General features: G+C 64.9%; 18 protein-coding genes. 7 read left to right on the plus strand and 11 right to left on the minus strand.

Annotation, left to right across the window (positions count from 1 at the left end; genetic code table 11):
- Positions 1-61 precede the first annotated feature (61 nt).
- Positions 62-856 (minus strand): SDR family NAD(P)-dependent oxidoreductase, encoded by a 795-nt coding sequence (locus DOM58_RS07870; protein WP_110692410.1) that lies wholly within the window; start codon positions 854-856, stop codon positions 62-64.
- Between the two features lie 447 nt (positions 857-1303).
- On the opposite strand from DOM58_RS07870, the gene DOM58_RS07875 reads away from it, so the two are divergent.
- From DOM58_RS07875 to astB, 5 genes are all read left to right on the plus strand, one after another.
- Positions 1304-2518 (plus strand): aspartate aminotransferase family protein, encoded by a 1215-nt coding sequence (locus DOM58_RS07875; protein WP_110692411.1) that lies wholly within the window; start codon positions 1304-1306, stop codon positions 2516-2518.
- A 26-nt stretch (positions 2519-2544) separates the two neighbouring features.
- Positions 2545-3639 carry an arginine N-succinyltransferase gene (locus tag DOM58_RS07880; RefSeq protein ID WP_075561145.1) on the plus strand — a complete coding sequence of 365 codons (1095 nt, stop codon included), beginning with the start codon at positions 2545-2547 and terminating at the stop codon, positions 3637-3639.
- Entirely contained in the window at positions 3639-4658 is a 1020-nt protein-coding gene (gene astA, locus DOM58_RS07885; protein ID WP_110692412.1) for an arginine N-succinyltransferase, read from the plus strand. Before DOM58_RS07880 ends, astA begins: the two co-directional genes overlap by 1 nt.
- Positions 4659-4706: 48 nt before the next feature.
- A complete protein-coding gene (gene astD, locus DOM58_RS07890; RefSeq protein ID WP_110692413.1) occupies positions 4707-6176 on the plus strand; it encodes a succinylglutamate-semialdehyde dehydrogenase in 1470 nt (489 codons plus the stop codon).
- 73 nt (positions 6177-6249) lie between these two features.
- Positions 6250-7617: an N-succinylarginine dihydrolase gene (gene astB / locus DOM58_RS07895; protein ID WP_110692414.1), complete on the plus strand. Its 1368-nt coding sequence runs from the start codon at positions 6250-6252 to the stop codon at positions 7615-7617.
- Positions 7618-7626: 9 nt separating this feature from the next.
- On the opposite strand, the gene DOM58_RS07900 is transcribed toward astB, so the two are convergent.
- From DOM58_RS07900 to DOM58_RS07910, 3 genes are all read right to left on the minus strand, one after another.
- A complete protein-coding gene (locus tag DOM58_RS07900; protein ID WP_110692415.1) occupies positions 7627-8676 on the minus strand; it encodes an SPFH domain-containing protein in 1050 nt (349 codons plus the stop codon).
- Positions 8677-8681: 5 nt separating this feature from the next.
- A complete protein-coding gene (locus DOM58_RS07905; RefSeq protein WP_110692416.1) occupies positions 8682-9137 on the minus strand; it encodes a nodulation efficiency, NfeD-like protein in 456 nt (151 codons plus the stop codon).
- A gap of 221 nt (positions 9138-9358) precedes the next feature.
- The gene (locus DOM58_RS07910; protein WP_110692417.1) at positions 9359-10558 is read right to left on the minus strand and encodes an MFS transporter; all 1200 of its coding nucleotides are present in this window, start codon (positions 10556-10558) and stop codon (positions 9359-9361) included.
- 96 nt (positions 10559-10654) lie between these two features.
- Here DOM58_RS07910 and DOM58_RS07915 point away from each other — a divergent pair, with 96 nt between their 5' ends.
- Both DOM58_RS07915 and DOM58_RS07920 read left to right on the plus strand, forming a co-directional pair.
- Entirely contained in the window at positions 10655-11179 is a 525-nt protein-coding gene (locus DOM58_RS07915) for a TetR/AcrR family transcriptional regulator (protein ID WP_110692418.1), read from the plus strand.
- 344 nt (positions 11180-11523) lie between these two features.
- Positions 11524-12885 (plus strand): MFS transporter, encoded by a 1362-nt coding sequence (locus DOM58_RS07920; RefSeq protein WP_110692419.1) that lies wholly within the window; start codon positions 11524-11526, stop codon positions 12883-12885.
- 27 nt (positions 12886-12912) lie between these two features.
- On the opposite strand, the gene DOM58_RS07925 is transcribed toward DOM58_RS07920, so the two are convergent.
- From DOM58_RS07925 to DOM58_RS07955, 7 genes are all read right to left on the minus strand, one after another.
- A complete protein-coding gene (locus DOM58_RS07925) occupies positions 12913-14289 on the minus strand; it encodes an amidase (protein ID WP_110692420.1) in 1377 nt (458 codons plus the stop codon).
- A complete protein-coding gene (locus tag DOM58_RS07930) occupies positions 14286-14969 on the minus strand; it encodes a DUF2848 domain-containing protein (protein WP_110692421.1) in 684 nt (227 codons plus the stop codon). Before DOM58_RS07930 ends, DOM58_RS07925 begins: the two co-directional genes overlap by 4 nt.
- Before the next feature lie 65 nt (positions 14970-15034).
- Complete coding sequence (locus DOM58_RS07935; RefSeq protein WP_110692422.1) at positions 15035-16315, minus strand: TRAP transporter large permease; 1281 nt, start codon at positions 16313-16315, stop codon at positions 15035-15037.
- Positions 16315-16905: a TRAP transporter small permease subunit gene (locus DOM58_RS07940; RefSeq protein ID WP_110692423.1), complete on the minus strand. Its 591-nt coding sequence runs from the start codon at positions 16903-16905 to the stop codon at positions 16315-16317. Before DOM58_RS07940 ends, DOM58_RS07935 begins: the two co-directional genes overlap by 1 nt.
- Positions 16906-16977: 72 nt before the next feature.
- Positions 16978-18057 carry a TRAP transporter substrate-binding protein gene (locus DOM58_RS07945; protein WP_110692424.1) on the minus strand — a complete coding sequence of 360 codons (1080 nt, stop codon included), beginning with the start codon at positions 18055-18057 and terminating at the stop codon, positions 16978-16980.
- Positions 18058-18238: 181 nt separating this feature from the next.
- The gene (locus DOM58_RS07950; protein ID WP_110692425.1) at positions 18239-19039 is read right to left on the minus strand and encodes a putative hydro-lyase; all 801 of its coding nucleotides are present in this window, start codon (positions 19037-19039) and stop codon (positions 18239-18241) included.
- A gap of 95 nt (positions 19040-19134) precedes the next feature.
- Complete coding sequence (locus tag DOM58_RS07955) at positions 19135-20058, minus strand: LysR family transcriptional regulator (RefSeq protein ID WP_188113799.1); 924 nt, start codon at positions 20056-20058, stop codon at positions 19135-19137.
- Positions 20059-20177 lie beyond the last annotated feature (119 nt).

Below are 20177 nucleotides of genomic sequence, written 5' to 3' on the forward strand. Positions count from 1 at the left end.
CCCTTTTCTCGCAATTAAGCCCGTGTTGGCTTTCTCGGCTCGCGGCTCGCGGCTCGCGGCTTCAGGCCATCGTGTCGACGATCCCACCTTCGACCCGCATCGCCGCGCCGGTGGTGGCGCTGGCCTGAGGTGAAGCCAGGTAGACGCTGAGGTTGGCGACTTCCTCGACCTCGGCGACTCGCTGGATGATCGACGACGGCCGGTTCTCCTTGACGAAGTTGGCTTCCGCCTCGGCCTCGCTGATGCCTTGCTGCTGGGCGATGTCGGCAATCATCTTGCCCACCCCTTCGGACTTGGTCGGCCCGGGAAGCACCGCGTTGACCGTGACCTGGGTGCCCGCCAGAACCTTGGCCAGTCCGCGCGAGATCGACTGCACCGCGCTCTTGGTCATGCCGTAGTGAACCATCTCCGCCGGGATGTTGAGCGCGGACTCGCTCGACAGAAACTGGATTCGACCCCAGTCGCGCTGCTTCATGCCCTGGGCATAGTGGCGCGACAGCCGCACCGCGCTCATCACGTTGACGTCGAAGAACTGCTGCCACTCGTCATCGGGAATCTCGAAGAAGTCCTTGGGCCCGAAGATACCGACGTTGTTGATCAGAATATCGCAGTCCGGCTTCTGCTCGATCAACGCCTGGCAACCCTCGGCCGTGCCCAGATCGGCGGCCACGCCGTCGAGGGTGGCGGCCGGGAGCGCCTGCTTGAGGGTGGCGATGGCGTCGTCGACGCGCGCCTGGGTCCGGCCGGTGACGGTCACGGCGGCACCGGCGCCGGCCAGGCCCTTGGCGATGGCCAGCCCGATGCCGGCGGTGGACCCGGTGACGATGGCGGTCTTGCCTGTCAGATCGATTTTCATCAGATGTCTTCCTTAGCGGTTTTGGCTTAGCAGTTTTAACTTAGCGGTTGCGGCTTTGCTGTTTTGGCCTGCGCCTCGCCGGCCGTGAGTCTGCGGCGATGGTGATCGGCGAGGGGATGGCTCCCACGAAAGTGGCAGAGGTACACTCCGACATCGGGGCAGTCGTCGCGAACACAACCCGTGCGATGACGCTCGACGACTTTTCAGACAAACCCAAAAGCTTTTATCCGGTATCCGGTATCCGGTATCCGGTATCCGGTATCCGGTAGCCGGTCAGTGGCAGCTAGTCAGTGGCGGCACTTCAATGACAGGGTCAATGACGGCCCTCGTGGCAACGGGGCGCTTTTCGCAATTTGCCGTCCCATCGCTGAAAGCCGCGAGGCCGTCGCCTCCTTATACTCATTCGACATACTTATTCGACACCCCCTAACCTCCAGGGAGAAAGACATGGCCGCGAGCCCGACACGTGACGATTTCGACAGCTATATGACCCCCAACTATTCGCCGCAGCAGGCGATTCCGGTGCGCGGCGAAGGCAGCCGACTGTGGGATCAGGCGGAGAAGGAGTACATCGATTTCGCCGGTGGCATCGCGGTCAATGCGCTGGGGCACTGTCATCCGGCCTTGGTCAATGCGCTGACCACCCAGGCCAACAAGCTGTGGCATCTCTCCAACGTCTATACCAACGAGCCGGCGCTGGCGCTGGCCAAGCAGATGGTCGAGCGGACCTTCGCCGACAAGGCGTACTTCTGCTCTTCCGGCGGCGAAGCCAACGAAGCGGCCTTCAAGCTGGCGCGTCGCTGGGCGTTCGACAACTTCGGCGAGAAGAAGCACAAGATCATCTCGTTCAAGCAGGCGTTTCACGGCCGCACCCTGTTCACCGTCAGCGTCGGCGGTCAGCCGAAGTATTCCGAAGGTTTCGGCCCGATCCCGGGCGGCATCGTCCACGCCGAGTTCAACGATCTCGACAGCGTGCGCGCGCTGATCGACGACGAGACCTGCGCCATCGTGGTCGAGCCGATCCAGGGCGAAGGCGGCGTGACACCGGCAACGCCGGAATTCATGCAGGGCCTGCGCGAGCTGTGCGATCAGCATCAGGCGCTGCTGGTAGTCGACGAAGTGCAATCCGGCGTCGGCCGTACCGGTAAGCTCTATGCCTACATGCACTATGACGTGACGCCGGACATCCTGACCACGGCCAAGGCCCTGGGCGGCGGCTTCCCGATCGGCGCGATGCTGACCACCGATCGGGTCGCGCCGTCGCTGGCGGTGGGTACGCACGGTTCCACCTACGGCGGCAACGCGCTGGCCTGTGCCGTGGGTCTGGCGGCGCTGACCACCATCGACACGCCGGAGGTTCTGGAAGGCGTCGAACGTCGTCACGCGCTGTTCCGCGAGCATCTCGAGGTGATCAATCGCAAGTACGGCGTGTTCAAGGAGATCCGCGGCATGGGCCTGCTGATCGGCGCCGAGATGAGCGACGACTTCCACGGCAAGGCACGGGATATTCTGCCGCTGGCCCTCGAACAGGGGCTGATGATTCTGGTCGCCGGTCCCAACGTGCTGCGTATGGCGCCGTCGCTGGTGATTCCGGAAGCGGATCTTCAGGAGGGCATGGCGCGGCTCGAGATCGCCATCGGGCAGCTCGTCAACCCATCATGATCGCCTCCGATATCGTTTCCAGTGGCATGGATGATCCCGCGGCACGCAGTGTGGGTAACCTGCTGGTTCGCCCGGCGCAGTCGGGCGATCTGGCCGCGATCGAGCGGCTTGCCGGTGGCGCCACGCCCCGGCTGACCAATCTTCCCGCGCATCGTGACCGGCTCGAGGAGCGGATTGCCCGCTCCTCGCGCGCGCTGGCCCACAACGTCGACTTCCCTGGCGACGAGCTCTACACCTTCGTGCTCGAGGATCGGGACCTGGGCGAGATCGTCGGCACCGCCAGCATCCGGGCGCAGGCGGGGGCGCAGGACGCCTACTACACCTATCGTCAGGAAACCCTGATCCACGCCTCGCAGCAGCTCAATCTGCGCCACGAGGTGCAGACGCTGTCGCTCTCCCACGAGATGTCGGAAGTCTCGCTACTGTGCGCGCTGTCGCTGGATTCGCGCTACCGCGGCACCAGCGCGGCCACGTTGCTGCGCCGCGCCCGGCTGATGTTCATCGCCCAGTATCCCGAGCGCTTCGCGCAGACGCTGGGCGTCGCCTTTCCGGGCTATCTCGACGAGGAGGGCAGGTCGCCTTTCTGGGACAGTGTCGGCCATCACTTCTTCGAGCAGGGCTATCACGAGATCAACCTGCTAGCGGGTGTACGCTCGAAGAGCTTCATCGCCGAGGTGATGCCGCAGTTTCCGCTTTATCTGCCGCTGCTGACGCCCCAGGCCCGCGCGGCGATCGGACGTGAACACCCGGATCATGAACAGGCGCTGCAGGAAATGCTCGCCGAAGGTTTCGTGCGCTCGCGCCACGTCGATATCTTCGACGCCGGACCCGTGGTGAGAGGCGAGCGTCAGCGCCTGCGCACGTTGACCCACTGCGGCTGGCATCCGGTACGGATTCGCCCGGCGGCCTCGTTGCCGGATGCCGAACCGGCGATGGTCGCTAATCAGCAACTGGCCGATTTCCGCTGCACTGTTGCGCGCTATGCGCTCACGCCGACCGGTCAACTGATGCTGTCGGAAGAGCAGGCCGCGCTGCTTGGCGTCGAAGAGGGTCGTGCCGTACTGGTCGCGCCGCTGGCGCTACCCAATGTCGAAGACGCGCTGGACGAGGGAGAACTGTAATGCGCCTGCGACCCATTGGGCATCACGATATCGACGAACTGCAGGCGTTGGCGCAGGAGACCGGTGTCGGTTTCACCTCGCTGCCCAACAGCCGCGAATTTCTGAGTGCCAAGATCGACAACGCGGTGGCGGCCTTCGAAGGCCGCGTCCCCGAGCAGGAGCGGCTCTATTTCTTCGTGCTCGAGGACGAGCAGAGCGGTGAACTGGCGGGCTGCTGCGCAATCGAGGCCGAGGTCGGCCGCGAGACGCCGTTCTATCACTACCGCGTCGGCAAACTGGCGCACTCGTCGGTCCAGCTCGATCTGCACCGCACTATCGATACGCTGTTTCTGAGTTCCGACCATACCGGCGATGCCGAAGTTGCCTCGCTGTTTCTGCGTCCGGCCTATCGCCGCGATCGCAACGGCACGCTGCTCTCCAAGGCGCGCTGGCTGTTCATGGCGGAGTTCCGCGAATGTTTTCCGGCCAAGGTGCTGGCGGAGATGCGCGGCGTGTTCAGCCCCGACGGCGTCAGCCCGTTCTGGGACAGTCTCGGCAGCCACTTCTTTCCGATGGAATTCAAGCAGGCCGACCAGCTCACCGGGCTGGGTCAGAAGAGTTTCATCGGCGAGCTGATGCCGAAATACCCGATCTATACGCCGTTTCTGCCGCAGGCGGCGCGAGAGTGTATCGGCCAGGTCCACGAGCACACCCGGCCCGCGCTGGAGATGCTGAAGAAGGAAGGGCTGCGCTGGGAAGGCTATATCGACATCTTCGATGGCGGGCCCACGGTCGAGGCCTATATCGACGACGTTCGCGCGATCCGCCACTCGTCCTGCGTCACGGTCGAGGTCAGTAGCGAGCGACTGGAACAGTCCGAACGCCCCGGCTGGATGGCGGCCACCACCGGAATGAGTGATTTCCGCTGCAGCTGGATCGGCCGCGGCCCCAGCGAGGACGGAGTGATCACTCTGACCACGGCGGAAGCCGAGCGGTTGAACGTGGCCAGTGGCGATGCCTTGCGGGTGCTCGAGTCCTGAGTGCCGACGAACGGCCGACGCAATTTCCAGAACAACTAGGAGTGATGTATGCACGCCAAGCAACAACTGCTGATCGACGGTCATTGGATCGATGGCGCCGCTGCGCGGTTCGACAAGCGCGACCCCATCACGGGCGACACGTTATGGCAGGCCGCAGCGGCCTCCCCCGAGCAGGTCGACGAAGCGATCGCAGCGGCACGGCGTGCGTTCCCTAGCTGGGGGCGGCGGCCGTTCGCCGAGCGTCAGGCCGTGGTCGAACGCTTTCGGGACGAGCTGGAAGCCAATCGCGAACCGCTCGCCCTTAGTATCGCCCATGAGACCGGCAAGCCGATCTGGGAAGCGCGCACCGAAGTGGGCGCGATGATCGCCAAGGTGGCGGTCTCGCTCACCGCCTACCACGAACGCACCGGCGAGCGCGCCCGCGATGCCGGCGGCACACGGGCGGTATTACGGCACCGCCCGCATGGCGTGCTGGCGGTTTTCGGCCCCTACAACTTCCCGGGGCATCTGCCCAACGGCCATATCGTGCCGTCGCTGCTGGCCGGCAACTGCGTGGTGTTCAAGCCCAGCGAACAGACCCCGATGACCGCTGACCTGACCCTGCAGTGCTGGGAGCGGGCGGGCCTGCCTGCCGGAGTGATCAACCTGGTCCAGGGCGCGGCGGAAGTGGGGCAGGCATTGGCGGGCAACGCCGATATCGACGGCCTGCTGTTCACCGGCAGCGCCAAGGTCGGCGGGCTGCTGCATCGTCAGTTCGGCGGTCAGGTCGGCAAGATTCTGGCGCTGGAACTGGGCGGCAACAACCCGCTGGTGGTCAAGGATGTGCGCGATCTCGACGCCGCCGTGCTGACCATCATCCAGTCGGCGTTTCTCTCCGGCGGTCAGCGCTGTACCTGTGCACGTCGTCTGATCGTGCCGCAGGGAGAATCCGGCGATCGACTGCTCGAGAAGCTGGCGCGGACACTGGCCGAACTGCATGTGGCCGAGCCCTTCAGCGAACCGGCGCCGTTCTATGCCGGACTGGTCAGCCCGCAGGCGGCGGAAGGTCTGCTCGAGGCCCAGCGCGACCTCGAAGCCCGCGGTGGCAGGGTGCTGGTGCGGATGCAGTCGCTGCAGGCCGGCACGAGTCTGCTGTCGCCGGGGCTGGTCGATGTCACCGGCTGCGACGTGCCCGATGAAGAGCACTTCGGCCCGCTGCTCAAGGTCGATCGTTACCGGAGCTGGGACGAGGCGATCGAGCTGGCCAACGCTACCCGCTACGGACTTTCGGCCGGACTTATCGGCGGGGACCAGCCAGATTGGGACGACTTCCTGCTGCGGATTCGGGCCGGCATCGTCAACTGGAATCGTCAGACCACCGGGGCCTCCAGCGATGCGCCGTTTGGCGGGATCGGCGACAGCGGCAACCATCGCCCGAGCGCCTATTACGCGGCGGACTACTGCGCCTACCCGGTCGCCTCGATGGAGGCCGATACGCTGACCCTGCCTGCGGAGTTGCCGCCCGGCATTCGGCTATGAGCGATTCCGTCAGCAATCCCATTAGCCAAGACATCAGCTACGCCACCAGTCAGGCCACAAGTGGAGTCACGCGATGAGCGACACGACGAACGCTTCCGCGCCGGACGTGCGTGAAGTCAATTTCGACGGCCTGGTCGGCCCGACGCACAATTACGCCGGGCTGGCCCACGGCAACGTGGCCTCGATGCGCCACGGCGGATTGGCCTCCAACCCGCGCGAGGCGGCGCTGCAGGGCCTGGCCAAGATGAAGTCGCTGATGGACTCAGGCTACGCCCAGGGCGTATTGCCGCCGCAGCAGCGCCCGGATCTGGGTGCGCTGCGTGCCCTGGGGTTTGGCGGCAGCAACACCGAGATACTCGCGCGAGCCGCGCAGGAAGCGCCGCAGCTGCTGCGCGCGGTGTGTTCGGCCTCCTCGATGTGGACCGCCAACGCCGCCACCATCACGCCGGGTTTCGATGCTCCGGACGGTCGCGTGCACTTCACGCCGGCCAATCTGCAGTCGAGCTTCCATCGCTATCTCGAACCGGAAACCACCGGCCGCGTACTGGCGTCGATTTTCCGTGACGAGCGCCACTTCGCCCACCACAGCGTGCTGCCGGCGACGCCGGCGTTCTCCGACGAGGGTGCGGCCAATCACACCCGCCTGTGTGGCGAGTACGACGAGGCCGGCGTGCATCTGTTCGTCTACGGCCGACAGGCCTTCGGCGGTGAGCGCGCCCCCCAGCGCTATCCGGCACGACAGACGCTGGAAGCGAGCCAGGCGATCGCGCGCCAGCACGGGCTCGAGGATTCCCAGACCGTCTTTGCCCAGCAGCATCCGGATGCCATCGACGCCGGCGTCTTCCACAACGACGTGATTGCGGTGGGCAACGGGCCGGTACTGCTCTATCACGAGATGGCATTTCTCGACGAGGAGAAGACGCTGGAGGCGCTGCGCGCCCGAATGGCTTCGCCGTTGATCCCGGTGCGGGTACCGAGCGAGGCGATCAGCCTCGAGGACGCGGTCTCGACCTACCTGTTCAACTCGCAGCTGCTGTCGAATCCGGATGGCAGCATGACGCTGGTGGTGCCGGGGGAGTGTCAGGAGAACGAGGCGGTGTGGAGAACGATTCAGGATCTGCTGCTGGCGGGTTACAACCCGATCAGCGAAGTCACGGTCAAGGACGTCAAGCAGAGCATGCGCAACGGCGGCGGCCCGGCTTGCCTGCGTCTGCGGGTGGTGCTTTCGGCGGCCGAGCGCCAGGCGCTGAGCGGACGGGTGCTGCTGAACGATGCGCTATATGCCGACCTGGTGGGCTGGGTCGAGCGTCACTACCGTGACAGCCTGACCCCGGACGAGCTGGCCGATCCCCGGCTCGCCGACGAGACGCTAACCGCGCTCGACGAACTGACCCGGCTGCTGGGAATCGGCAACGTCTATCCGTTTCAGATGGGGTCGTAGACCGGCCGGTCAGCCCTGGCCGGCGGCGCCGCCGACCATGCCGCTGCGCAGGTCGGCGCCACTCGGGCGGTTTTTGACATGCTGGCCCACGACATCTTCCGGTGAACCGGCCATTTCCCGGAACATCCCCATGCTGCCCAGCAGGGCGGAAGACTCGTAAGGCACGAACACGCGCTCGCCATCCTTGGCCATGGTCGGTAGCGCCTTGATGTAGCTCTGGCCCAGCAGATAACCCACCACGGTGCGTTTGTTCTCCTCCGTCTCGCCGATGGCATTGAGCACCAGCTTGATCGATTCCTGCTCGCCCTGGGCGCGCAGGATGGCGGACTGCTTGTCGCCTTCGGCATTGAGAATCGACGATTCGCGCTGACCCTGCGCCATGGCGATGGCAGCGGATTTCTCACCCTCGGCTTCGGTCACCGTCGCGCGGCGTTTACGCTCGGCGGCCATCTGCAGGCGCATGGCGCTCTCGACCTCTTCCGGCATGGCGATGTCCTGCACCTCGACCCGGGAGATCTTCACGCCCCACTTGGACGCCGGCTCTTCCATGGCGGACTGGATCGCGTTGTTGACCTCGGCGCGGGATTCGAACAGCTTGTCGAGCTCCATCTTGCCCACCACCGAACGCAGCGTGGTCTTGGCCAGCACCTCGACGGCCTGACTCATATTGGCGACTTCATAGACCGCCCGCTTGGGATCGATGATCTGATAGTAGAGGGCGCCGTTGATGGTGACCGTCACGTTGTCGGTGGTGACCACCGGCTGTCCGGGGAAATCCATGACCGTCTCGCGGCGGTCGATACGGATCTCGTCGGTGGCGATCGGGTAGTACTCTTCGCCCTGCTTGCGATAGCGAATCATGCTGATGGCGCGGGGCTGTTCGATGAACGGAATGATGAAGTTGATCCCGCTTTCGAGCAGCCGGTTGAAAGAGCCCAGACGCTCCACGACCATCACCTCCGACTGGCGAACGATCACCAGCCCCTTGACGATGAGCAGCACGCCGATAGCGACGATGATCAGGCTGAGAATCAGCCCCGGGCTGGCAAAGAGATCCATATGCGTTACTCCGTTGGGCTTTTCAGCGTCACGATGGCCTCGGTGCCGTCGAAATGCTGAAAGATGACCGGGCTGCCCAGCGGCAGTTCGGTCGTGTCGGTGTCGGCGACTCGCAGTCGGTAGAAATCGCCGTTGATCTTGAGTCCGGTCGCGCCGTCGAAATCGCGCTTGAGGGTACGATATTCATGGCCTTTCTCGACCCCGGTGCCGGTCGTGCCGTAATCCACACCCGGTGGCGAGAACCACGGCCGGATCACCTTGATGACCAGCGGTAGCAGCACCCCGGCGACGATCCCCAGACCCAGCAGTTGCCAGGTCATCGACGCCCCCAGCCAGGCCAGCAGCGCCGCCACGGCGGCCGCGATCGCCAGCGCCAGCAGCACCAGCGCGCCGGAGGCCAGCTCCGCCAGGCCCAGCAGCAGCGCAATGCCCAGCCACACATAAGCCACGTTCCAGTCCATATCGGTCCTCGGTGATCGAGTCGGGAGGAAACTTCTCGAGGTCGGCGCTCGATGCCGGCCGGCGCCCGGGGCTCGTCAGCCTCGCTGAAAAGCAGTCCAGAACGTTGCCCGCGTCGGACAGAACAGCGTATCAGAGATCGTTACGCCAAAGAGGGTAGTGATCACCCTCGATGCGCATGCGAGAAATAATGCGAAGACCACGGCGTGCTCGGCGGGGCAATTCAGTCGTCACCCAGCTTGACCATCTTCGGCCGGCCGATCAGCACGCCGGCGACGCTCTGGGCGGCGAGCAGCACGATCAGGAAGATCAGCGACAGCTGCCAGTCGCCGCTCAGGCCGTGCAACGTGCCGAACAGCAGCGGACCGCTGGCGCCCATCAGGTAGCCGATGCTCTGGGACATGCCCGAGAGCATTGCGGCGTGCTGCGGCTGTCGGGTGCGCAGCACGATCATGGTCAGCGCGAAGGCGAAGCAGCCGCCCTGACCGGCACCCAGCAGCAGCGCCCACAGCAGCGGCGAGGCGGTCGGGGCCAGCAGCAGGCCGAACAGCGCCAGCGCCACCAGCGAACAGAGCCCGAGCACCAGCAGGCTGTGATGGGTCAGCCGCGAGGCCAGTCTGGCGACGACGTAGCTGCCCGGGATGCTGGTGAGGTTGATCAGCGACAGCATGATCCCGGCGGTCGCCACCGGAACGCCGGCCTGAATCGCCACCGCCGGTACCCATGTCTGCAGCGTATAGAAGCTCAGCGACTGAGCACCCATGAACAGCGTCAATGTCCACGCTACCGGGCTTCGGAACAGCCGCGACATCGGTGGCCGACGGCTCGATGCCTGTTCGACCGGGGCCAGCGAGAGCGCCACCCGCCACCACACGATGGCGGAGCCGATGCCGAAGGCGGCCCACAGCCAGATTGGCGTGGACCAGCTTCCCGACAGATTCATCAGCGGAATGGCGCTGCCGGCGCTGATCGTGGCGCCGACGCCCATCATCACCGTATAGAGCCCCATGGTGCGGCCGAGTCGATCACCGCGATCACGTTTGACCAGACTCGGCATGAACACGTTGCCGAAGGCGATGCCCATCCCCGCGCACAGGGTGCCCAGCAGCATGATCGTCAGACTCTCAACACCGCGCAGCACGCCGCCGATGGCGATCAGCGTGATCGCGCAGGCGATGGCCCGGTCGAGGCCGACGCGATCGGCGAAGCCCGGCGCCAGCGGTGACAGCAGTCCGAAACAGAGAATCATCCCGGTGGTGAAGAGGCTTGCCGTCCCCGCGCCGATGGAGAGCGTCGACATGATCGGATCGAGTACCGGTCCGATGACGACGATCGGCGCACGCAGATTGATCGCTGCCAGACCGAAAGCGACGAGCCATAGCCAGGCGGGTAACGGGGGACGAGAGAGCGAGGCTGACGGCACGAGCGATCACCGAGTCATGAGCGGGCCGGCATCTTATCATCGTTGATCGGCGCATCGATGCTTGTACATGTAAAGTGATCGTTTTACACTCAGTGCATGGACATTCGCACACGACTCATTTCGACCGCCGAGCAGCTCTTCGATCGCCACGGCTTTACCGCCACCGGGATGGACCGGCTGACCCAGGCCGCCGGCATCTCGAGCCGCACGCTCTACAAGCACTTCGGCAGCAAGAACGGCCTGATGGCCGCGGTCCTGAACGAGCGCGACCGTCGCTTCCATCGGCGGATCAACGCCGACAGCGTCGATGCGCTGTTCGGCGCGCTGGAGGCCTGGTTCGCCGAGGAGGGCGCGCGGGGCTGCCTATTCCTGCGGGCCTGGGGCGAGACCGGGGGCGGCGTGCCGGAGATCGCCGAGGTGATGGCCCGGCACAAGGAGCGCCTGCGGCAACGCATCGACGACATCGTCGTGGCGGAGATCGGACACCGCGACGACGAGCTGGCCGAGGCGATTCTGCTGCTGTTCGAAGGCGCGACCCACGCCGCGACCTATCGTGGCGGAGCGGCCGTGGATGGTGCTCGCCGGGCAGCACGGCGGTTGATCGCAGGCGCGCGCACTTAGGGAAGCACTGCATAAATGCCTACGCGGGCGAATCGCTGCGTTGCGCGGTGCTCGAAGGCTCTCCTGACCCTATGTTATGTCTCGTCTTCTGTGCTCCGTGCTCCGTGCTCCTTGCGCTTCATCCCGCTCGCCGATTGATTCAGCGCTTCTTTAGCGGATTCCGCTCGGGAAAGCCTTGGCAGTCTGGCTAACAATCCCTTGATGGTCTGACAACACCATGGCGCCATTCTCCGGTTCAAGGCCGGCGGATTCGTTACGACCGTAAGGAAAACGATCATTTTACATCACGACTGTCGTCTGGACGTTTCGGTAGCGTCCAGCACTTCAGCAAGGAGGATTCCGATATGAACCGCCAGGAACTTCGACTCATCGTTGCCGGCACAGCGCTGATTGGCGTGAGCTACGGTTTGGCGCGCTTTGCCTACGGGCTGTTTCTGCCCAGCATGCGCGAGGACGTCGGGCTGAGTTCGGCCATGGCCGGGGCGATCGGCAGCGGTGCCTACGTTGGCTATTGTCTCGCCATCGTGGCCAGTGCCGTGCTGGTGGAGCGTTTCGGTGCCCGGCTGATGGCCGTCGCCGCCGCCCTGATCGCGGCGGCCGGCATGGCGGTCGTTTCGATCAGCGAGAGCCCGCTGTTGCTGGCCGGTGCCATTCTGCTGGCGGGAACGAGTACCGGATTGGCCTCGCCACCCATGGCCCAGGCCGTCGCGCGCGAGATCCCGGAAGCCCGCCAGAGCCGGGCCAACACCATCATCAACGCCGGGACCAGTCTCGGCGTTGCGATCTCGGGCCCGGTGGCATTTCTCGCCACCGGCCAATGGCGAGTCGCCTACGCCGCGTTCGCGATCACCGCATTGGTGAACGCCGTGCTATTGCTCCTAAGCGTACCGCGACCCCCGGCCACCGAGACGCGTGTCAACGCCGCGCCCAAGGCAGGCAAGGATTCTTCCCAGCAAGAAGGTCGTCAGAATCGAGGCGGTTTATGGCGGGCGCCGGCGTGGCGAGTGATGTTGGCCGCGGCGGGCACGGGAATCGCCAGTGCCGCCTACTGGACGTTCTCGAGCGAAGCGGTCGTCACGCAGGGGAATTTCGACCAGACAGTGGCCAATATCGTCTGGATTCTGATCGGCGTTGCAGGTCTGGTCGGAGGGCTGGCGGGGGATCTCGTCAAACGTTTCGGCCTCGACGCCGCTAATCGCGGGTCGCTCGGCGCACTGGCGCTCTCGCTCTGCCTGCTGGCACTGATGCCTGCCAGCCTCCCAGCGATGCTCGTTTCGGCGGCGCTTTTCGGTGGCGCTTACATCATGCTTACCGGGGTCTATCTGGTCTGGGGGATCCGGCTCTACGCGGACCGGCCCGCCATTGGTCTTGGCCTGCCGTTTCTGATGATCGCCGTGGGCCAGATCGTCGGCTCGCCGCTGGCCGGCTATCTGATCGGCAGCCGGGGATACGCCTTCTGCTTTATCGTCTTTGCGCTGATTGCCGTGGCGACGATGCTGGTTGGATACCGGGCGGACGGACCGCGGAGCGACGCGGCAACGGATCGAGGCGATCGTGCCCGGCGAGATGAGCCACGAGCCCAGCAGCCTTCGATCCCTCGCTTCTACATGCCGGCCATGCCGCCGCTGGGGTTGATCGAAAAGATCGGTCGGAGGTTCAGCGGCGGGCTCGGCTCGGGCTCCGGCTCCGGTACCGACAGACCTTGAAGCCGTCGAGGGGCGGCTCCGAGCGGATCAGTCTCCCAACATCGCTTCGACGACACTCGCGTGCTGCAACAGCACCGCATCGTCGCCCTGAGGCCGCGACAGCATCAGGCCGATCGGCAGGTCGGCACCGACCGGGAAGTAGGGCAGCGAGATCGAAGCCGCGTCGAGATAGTTGAAGACGCTGGTATTACGCAGCGCCAGCCGGTTCGCCCGCTGGAACGCGGCGGCATCGTTTTCGAGTTCGGCTCGCTTTGGCGGCAACGTCGCTACCGTCGGCAGCAGTACGGCGTCGAAGCCGGCCATCTCGGCCGCAAAGCGCCGCTGCCAGCCGGCTCTCGGCCATAGACGCTGGAGGTAATCCGCGGCGCTGATATCCCGACCGCCGTTCAGACGCTCGGCGATCAGCGGATCGTAGTCCGCCTCGGCTTGCGCGAGCTGCTCACGATGCAGTGCCGCCGCTTCGGGCACCACCAGGCCGCCTTGCTGATTGATCGCCAGCGCGCCGTCGACGGCCTCGAAGCTCAGGCGTTCGATGTGACATCCCTTGGCTTCGAGCGCGGCCACGGCCGCTTCGAAGCCGTCGCGGACGGCGTCGTCCAGCTCGCTCAGCAGCCCGCCATCGGCAATCGCCAGGCGTAGCGGCCGCGGGGCCGAATCCAGCGCCGGCATCGGCCGATCGGCCAGCACCGACCACAGCCGCGCGCAGCAGTCGACACTGGGTGCGATGGGGCCGACGCAATCCAGGCTCGGCGCGAGCGGGTAGGCACCTTCGCCGGGCACGGTTTGCTGGCTGGGCTTGAAGCCGGTCAGCCCGCAGAACGCGGCCGGTATCCGCAGCGAGCCGCCGGTGTCGCTACCCAGCGTTGCCGCCGCCAGACCAAAGGCGACCGAAGCCGCGCCGCCGGAGGTCGAGCCACCGGTGATACGCTCGGCGTCGAACGGGTTGGGCGGGGTGCCGAAATTTTGATTGAGCCCGAGCCCCGAAAACGCGAACTCGCTCATGGTGGTACGTCCGGTCAACAGCGCGCCGGCGCGCCGGAGGCGGGCAACCGAGGGCGCGTCCGCCGTGGCTGGTGCGCTATTACCCAACACCCGGGAAGCCGCCTGGGTCACCTCGCCGTGGACATCGAACAGATCCTTGATGCTGATCGGAATGCCGCCCAACGACTCGTTCGGATCGATCCGCGTTAGCCGGTCACGCAGCTTGTCGGCATCGAATTCGATGAAGGCCGTGGCAATGACGTCGGGCATCGTCTTCGCCCGTTCGATCAACGCCTCGAGTGCGTCTGCCGGCGTGAAGTCGCCGGCGTCTAACGCTGCCTGCCAGTCCGCCAGCCGCCGTCGACGCGGCGGCCGAGCCCAGAACGCTGTCGCGGCATCCTGCGGCGTCTCTGATGAGCTCATTGCGCCACCTCGAGTTCGATGACGGTATAGACATGACTGAGGCGGCGATCCAGCACCGGGTCGTTGAGCGTCATCGAGAAGCAGGCGCTGGGGCGGATGCCGCCGATCGCCGGCACCGTTCCGCACAGCAGCAGCGTGTTGGGCGCGAGGAATTCGCCCTGCTTGAGGGCGGTGGGCAGTTTGGCCAGCAGCGTATCGACGTCGAGCAGCTCGGCGAGCGTGCCTTGTTGATAGGTGACGGTGTGACCGTTCTCCTCGATCTCGCTCGAAAGCTCCAGCGAGTCCCAGTGCTCGCGGATCTCTTCCAGCGCCCACGCCTGCGTGGCGACCGGCTTGGCACAGAGCTGCTTGGACTCGGCCACGCCCACGGCTTCCAGCTTGCGGTCGGTGTGATCGGAGGCCAGCGTCACCCACAGCCGACCTTCGCTATCGCTGACCAGACAGACCTCGGCTTCGCCGGAGCCTTCGCCGCCGAGCATCTCGACGTCCGGCGCCTGGGTCAGCAGCTGGGCGCTGGCACGATAGAACAGCGGCACGCTAGACGGCGGCTTGACGCCGAGCTCGGCCAGCTCCTCGATATGGTGCTGCACGCCGGCCTGATCGCGGCCGGCCCAGCCGGCGATGGCCAGGCGCTGAGGTGAGAGAGTGAAAGTGCCCTGCGGGGTTTCGAAAGTCAGCATGAGATCGTTTTCCTGTTCAAGGGTGCGTCATTGAGCGCGTCAGTCAGGGCGTCAATGAATGAGAATCATAGCGAGTCGGGTAGCCACAGCGCGATGCTCGGGAATATCACCAGCAGCGCGGCCATCAATAGCATGGCGACGATGAATGGCAGGGTGCCGACGATCACGTCCGAGAACGGCTTGCCGCGCCGGGCGGCCTGAACGATATAGAGATTGAGGCCCACCGGCGGGGTGATCAGTGCCATTTCGACGAACAGGATCATGATGATGCCGAACCACACCTTGTCGAAGCCGGCGGCCGCGATCAGCGGCGTGACGATGGGAATGGTGATCACCATCAGCGACAGCGTCTCGATGAAGAAACCCAGCACGATGAACAGCGCGATGACCGCCAGCAGCAGGCCGTAGGGCGAGAGATCGTAGGTGTTCAGCAGCGTGGTCAGTTTCTGGACCAGCCCTGACGAGGTCAGCGCGAAGTTCAGAAACGAGGCGGCCAGAATGATGAACAGCAGCATCGAGGTCGTCTTGACCGTACCGTCTAGCGCGGCCATCAGCATCGGGCGATCCAGGCGCCGATTGGCGGCGGCCAGCCCCAACGAGACGATGACGCCGACGGCGGCCGCTTCGGTGGGAGTCGCCCAGCCGAGATAGATCGAGCCGACGATTACCGCGAACAGGATCAGCAGCGGCGCGAGAAACGCCAGGCTCCGGAAACGCGCGTTCCAGCTGGCGACGTTACGCGGGCCGCCGAGGCTCGGCTTCCACCAGCACAGTACCAGCGCCACGGCCATGAACAGCAGCGACAGGCCTAGGCCGGGGATCAGCCCCGCCATGAACAGCTTGGGAATCGACGTTTCGGTCAGGAAGCCGTAGACGATCAGGTTGATCGATGGCGGAATCAGAATCCCCAGCGTACCGCCGGCCGCGATGCTGCCGCAGAACAGGCGAGGATCGTAGTTGAGCCTGTCGCCCTGAGGCAGCGCCACGGTGGAGATCGTCGCGGCGGTGGCGACCGACGAGCCCGAGGTCGCCGAGAACAGCGCCGCGGTGGTGATGTTGGCGTGAATCAGGCCGCCCGGCAGCCATGAGAGCCAGTGATCCATGGCGCGGTAGGCCTTCTCGGCGATACCGGCGCGCACAATGATCTCGCCCATCAGCACGAACAGAGGAATCGCGATCAGCAGGAACGAGTCCGCCGCCGACCACAGGTTCTGCCCGAGCGCCTTGGTCAGCGGAAAGAACGAGAAGAACTGGTCGATGCCGAAAGCGAGCAGAAACAGCGTGACCGCCACCGGAATGCCGGCCAGCAGTAACACCATGATGCCGACAGAGAGAAATCCGAGCATCAGCGTGACTCCTTCGTCAGCGGCGCTTCGGCCAGTTCGCCGTTATCCATGCCGATCAGCGCATCGAGAGTGGGCGCGTCCCGCTGGCACAGCGCGGCCAGCACCCTCAAGCCGATGACGCTGGTGGTGAAGGCGAACCAGCAGTAGCCGGCGGCCCACAGCAGTTGGGGAATCCACAGCGGCGTGGCCAGCGGTGTGTTGGCGGTCGAGCCGTTGGCGAGCGATTTGACCAGTACCGGGTAGGCGTTCAGTGCGATCGTCCACGCCACCAGATTGAGCGCCAGCAGCGACACGATATTCAGCGCGTGCTGCGACAGTGGCGGCAGGCGGCCATGGACGACGTCGATACGGATATGCGCCCGTTCGAGCAGGGTGTGGGAAATCCCCCAGGCCGATAGCACGGCGAGCACGTAGCCCGAGTATTCGTGGACACCGGAAAGCGAGTGACCGGCCAGCTTGCGCAGCAGGATCTCAACGCCGATGAAGATAACGACGGCTAGCAGGGCGAGTCCGATCACGCGCGCAGCGAGCCGGGACAGGCCGCGGGTGAAGCGCACCAGCCCGTCCAGGCTCTGGATCAATGGTGACATGAGAGGGTCCTGTCCAGCGGTGATGGGAACCGCGCGTGCCGGCCGTGGCCGACACGCGCGCGCTAACGGTGGTCAGGGCGCCTTGGCCTGCAGGTCGACGATCTTGCCGACGCCGGCGTTCCACTGCTTGAGGGTGTCGGCATCGACGCGGCCGGCCCAGGCGGGCAGCACCACGTCTTCGAGGGCCTTGTGGGCGCGATCGACATCGGCCTGGGTCGGCTTGACCAGCGTCATGCCGGCCGGCTTGCCGGCCGGACAATCACCCTTGCCCGTCAGGCAGGCGATACCGCGCTGAGTTTCGGTCTTGGCGTTCGTCCACACCGGTGCGGTGAACTGCTTGTCGACCTGTGCCTGAATCAGCTGCTGCTCGTCGGCGCTCAGGCTGCTCCACTTGTCCTGGTTGATGGCGGTAATCACGTAGTCCCAACCGCCGATGGGCAGCGGCAGCATGTGGCTTGATACGTCGTACCAGCCGGCGCTGTAGCCGGACATCGATCCGGTCACGGCGCAGTCGATCACGCCGCGCTCGAGGGATCCGGGGACCTCGTTGAAGGCGATGTTGAGGCTCTGCGCGCCGAGAGCCTCGAGGAACTCGCCGGTCGAACGGCCGCTGCCGCGAACCTTCTTGCCCTCGAGATCGGCAAGACCCGAGATTGGCGTGTTGCAGAACAGCACCTGGGCGGGGTAGGGAACGATCGCCAGCACATGGCTGTTGAAGCGCTCGTTCATGGCTTTTTCGGCGATCGGGCGGAAGGCGTCCGCCACCGCGCGGGCCTTGTCGGTATCGGTCGTCATCATCGGCAGATCGAGACCTTCAAGCTCCGGCGCATCGCTGACGGTGTAGTCGCCCACCGTCATGCCGACGTCGAACAGACCGTCGCCGAGATAGCGAAAGACGTCGCCGCTGGCGATCCCCATCTGATCGAAGCTGGTGACCTGGGTAGTGATATCGCCATCGCTGGCTTTCGGTAGCGTCTCGCCCCAGAACGGCTGCTCGAATTTCTGGTGCAGTTCGAGACTGCCCCAGCTGCCGACGACGTTAAGGGATGTCTCGGCCGATGCCGTAGTCGTGACGCCGGCACCGAGTGCGGTGGCGATCAGCGCTGCCGCGATACGGGTTCGACGGGTGGATTTTGTGTGTTTGCAGATCATGGTGGTAAGCCTCGTTGTTGGCGTTCGTTATTGATGTTGTGTCGCGCTATCCATGTTGTGTCGCTCTAACGGCGTTGCGTCGAGGATCGCCCGCTTGGCCCGGGCTATAGCCGTGCTTCTAGTTCCAGCCAGTACTTCTGGTTCCAGCCAATACTTCTGGTTCCAGCCAGTACTTCAAGTTCTAGCCGAACTTCAGTCGATGATTGGGAATATCGGTGATCAGCATGTGCCCCGGACTGTGAGTGATCGCCAAAGGCAGACCTGCGGCTTCCAGGGCGGCCTGGGGGGTCACGCCGCAGGCCCAGAAAACCGCCAGCTCGTCGTCGTGGATGACCGGCGCGTCGCCGAAATCCGGCCGGGCCAGATCGGCGATGCCCAGCGACGTCGGCAGGCCGATATGCACCGGCGCGCCGTGAACCCGTGGCATATCGGTGGTGATCTGGATGGCGCGGATGGCGTCGGCCGGCTTGAACGGACGCATCGAGACGACCAGATTGCCGCCGAACGGGCCGCTGGGTTCGAGCGGAACCTGCGTGCGGTACATCGGCACGTTGCGACCGAGCTGGATGTGGCGGACTTCGAGGCCGTCGGCGATCAGGGCGTCCTCGAACGAGAACGAGCAGCCGATCGAGAAGGTGACGAAATCGTCCTGCCACATCTCGGCGATATGGGTGGGCTCCGCGCTAGAGATGCCGTTCCGGTAGACACGGTATCGCGGCACGTCATGGCGCAGATCGATATCGGTACCCAGCGAGCGCGGATGCGGATCGCCGGGATCGGTTACGTCCAGCAACGGGCAGGCGCGGGGATTGCGCTGACAGAAACGCAGGAAGTCTTCGGCGTAGCGGACGGGGAGAATAACCAGGTTGGCCTGGGCATAGCCCGGCGCGAGTCCGCTGGTGTGTCGCTGCCATTGGCCATGGCGGATGGCCTGTCGGGCGGCGAGCGGTCGTGAGAGATCGGTCAGGGCGTCGGCGGTCATGTCGATGACTCGGTTGTGATTATCGTTCGACAATAAAAAGCCGCTGCTGATAAGGCAAATCGATTTTTCTGATATCAATCGATCGGAATAATCTTTCAGTCGCTGTTGGCTACCCCTTCCACAGCCGGCGTGTTGTGCTGCTGATCGAGTCGGGCGATCTCGATCGCCAGCTCGGTGACGCCTTCGGCCAGCGACTTGTCCAGATGCTGAGGCCAGGAAGCGGTGAACTCGAGCTCGGGCAGTTCAATTGGCAATGCGATCAGCTTGCCCTCGGCCAGCTCGTCCTGCACCAGGCGTGGAGGAATGGCGCCGAGCCCCAGGCCATCCAGCGTCATCCGCACGATCGTCCACAGCGAACTGGAGCAGTGCAGCTTGAGGTGTTCGAGTTTGTGCTGATGAAGCAGTGAGCCGAGCTCGCGGTAGGGGCGGCTATCCCGGGCAAAAGTGATCAGCGGCAGACCGCGCAGCCGGTGCAGCGAGAAATGCGCCGGGTCGAGCCCGAGTCGGGGGCTCGCGATCAGCCCCATGGTGTAGTGGCAGAGAAATCGATTGAACACTTCCTGAACGTTGACCGGCCCCATCAGAAACGCCATGTCGATATCGTGGTTGTGCAATTTGGTGGCCAGGCCGGGCGAGCTATCCACTTCGAGTTCCAGCGTCATTTCCGGAAAGCGGCGCGACAGCTCGGCCAGGAACTGGGGCAGCCAGCTATGGGCGATCGACTCGACGACGCCCAGACGCAACGTGCCCTGGAAGGGCGTTGCCAGCTCCAGCATGGCCATGGCTTCCTCGCGGGCCTCCATCAGCCGCAGTGCGTGACGGTAGAACTGACGGCCTTTCGGGGTCGGCTTGATCGGCCGCTGAGTCCGTTCCAGCAAGGATTCGCCGACGATCGATTCGAGCCTGGCGATACGGTCGGACACCGACGGCTGCGTCAGGTGCAGATGGCGCGCGGCAAGGCGAAACGACCCCAGCCGCACGATCCAGACGAAGGCTTCGATTTCCTTGAAGTCGAACATGGCAGGCTCGCTCGGGTCGCGGTGGGAGTGAAGGCTAGGCCGGATCAGGCGCCCGCCAGTATTGCATATTCGGGTTGGCTGACGGCGAGGCGCGTTTTCCGCCATGGTCGGATGTCCGC

Source organism: Salinicola halophyticus (genome assembly GCF_003206695.1).
In the GTDB taxonomy this organism is placed as follows: domain Bacteria; phylum Pseudomonadota; class Gammaproteobacteria; order Pseudomonadales; family Halomonadaceae; genus Salinicola; species Salinicola halophyticus.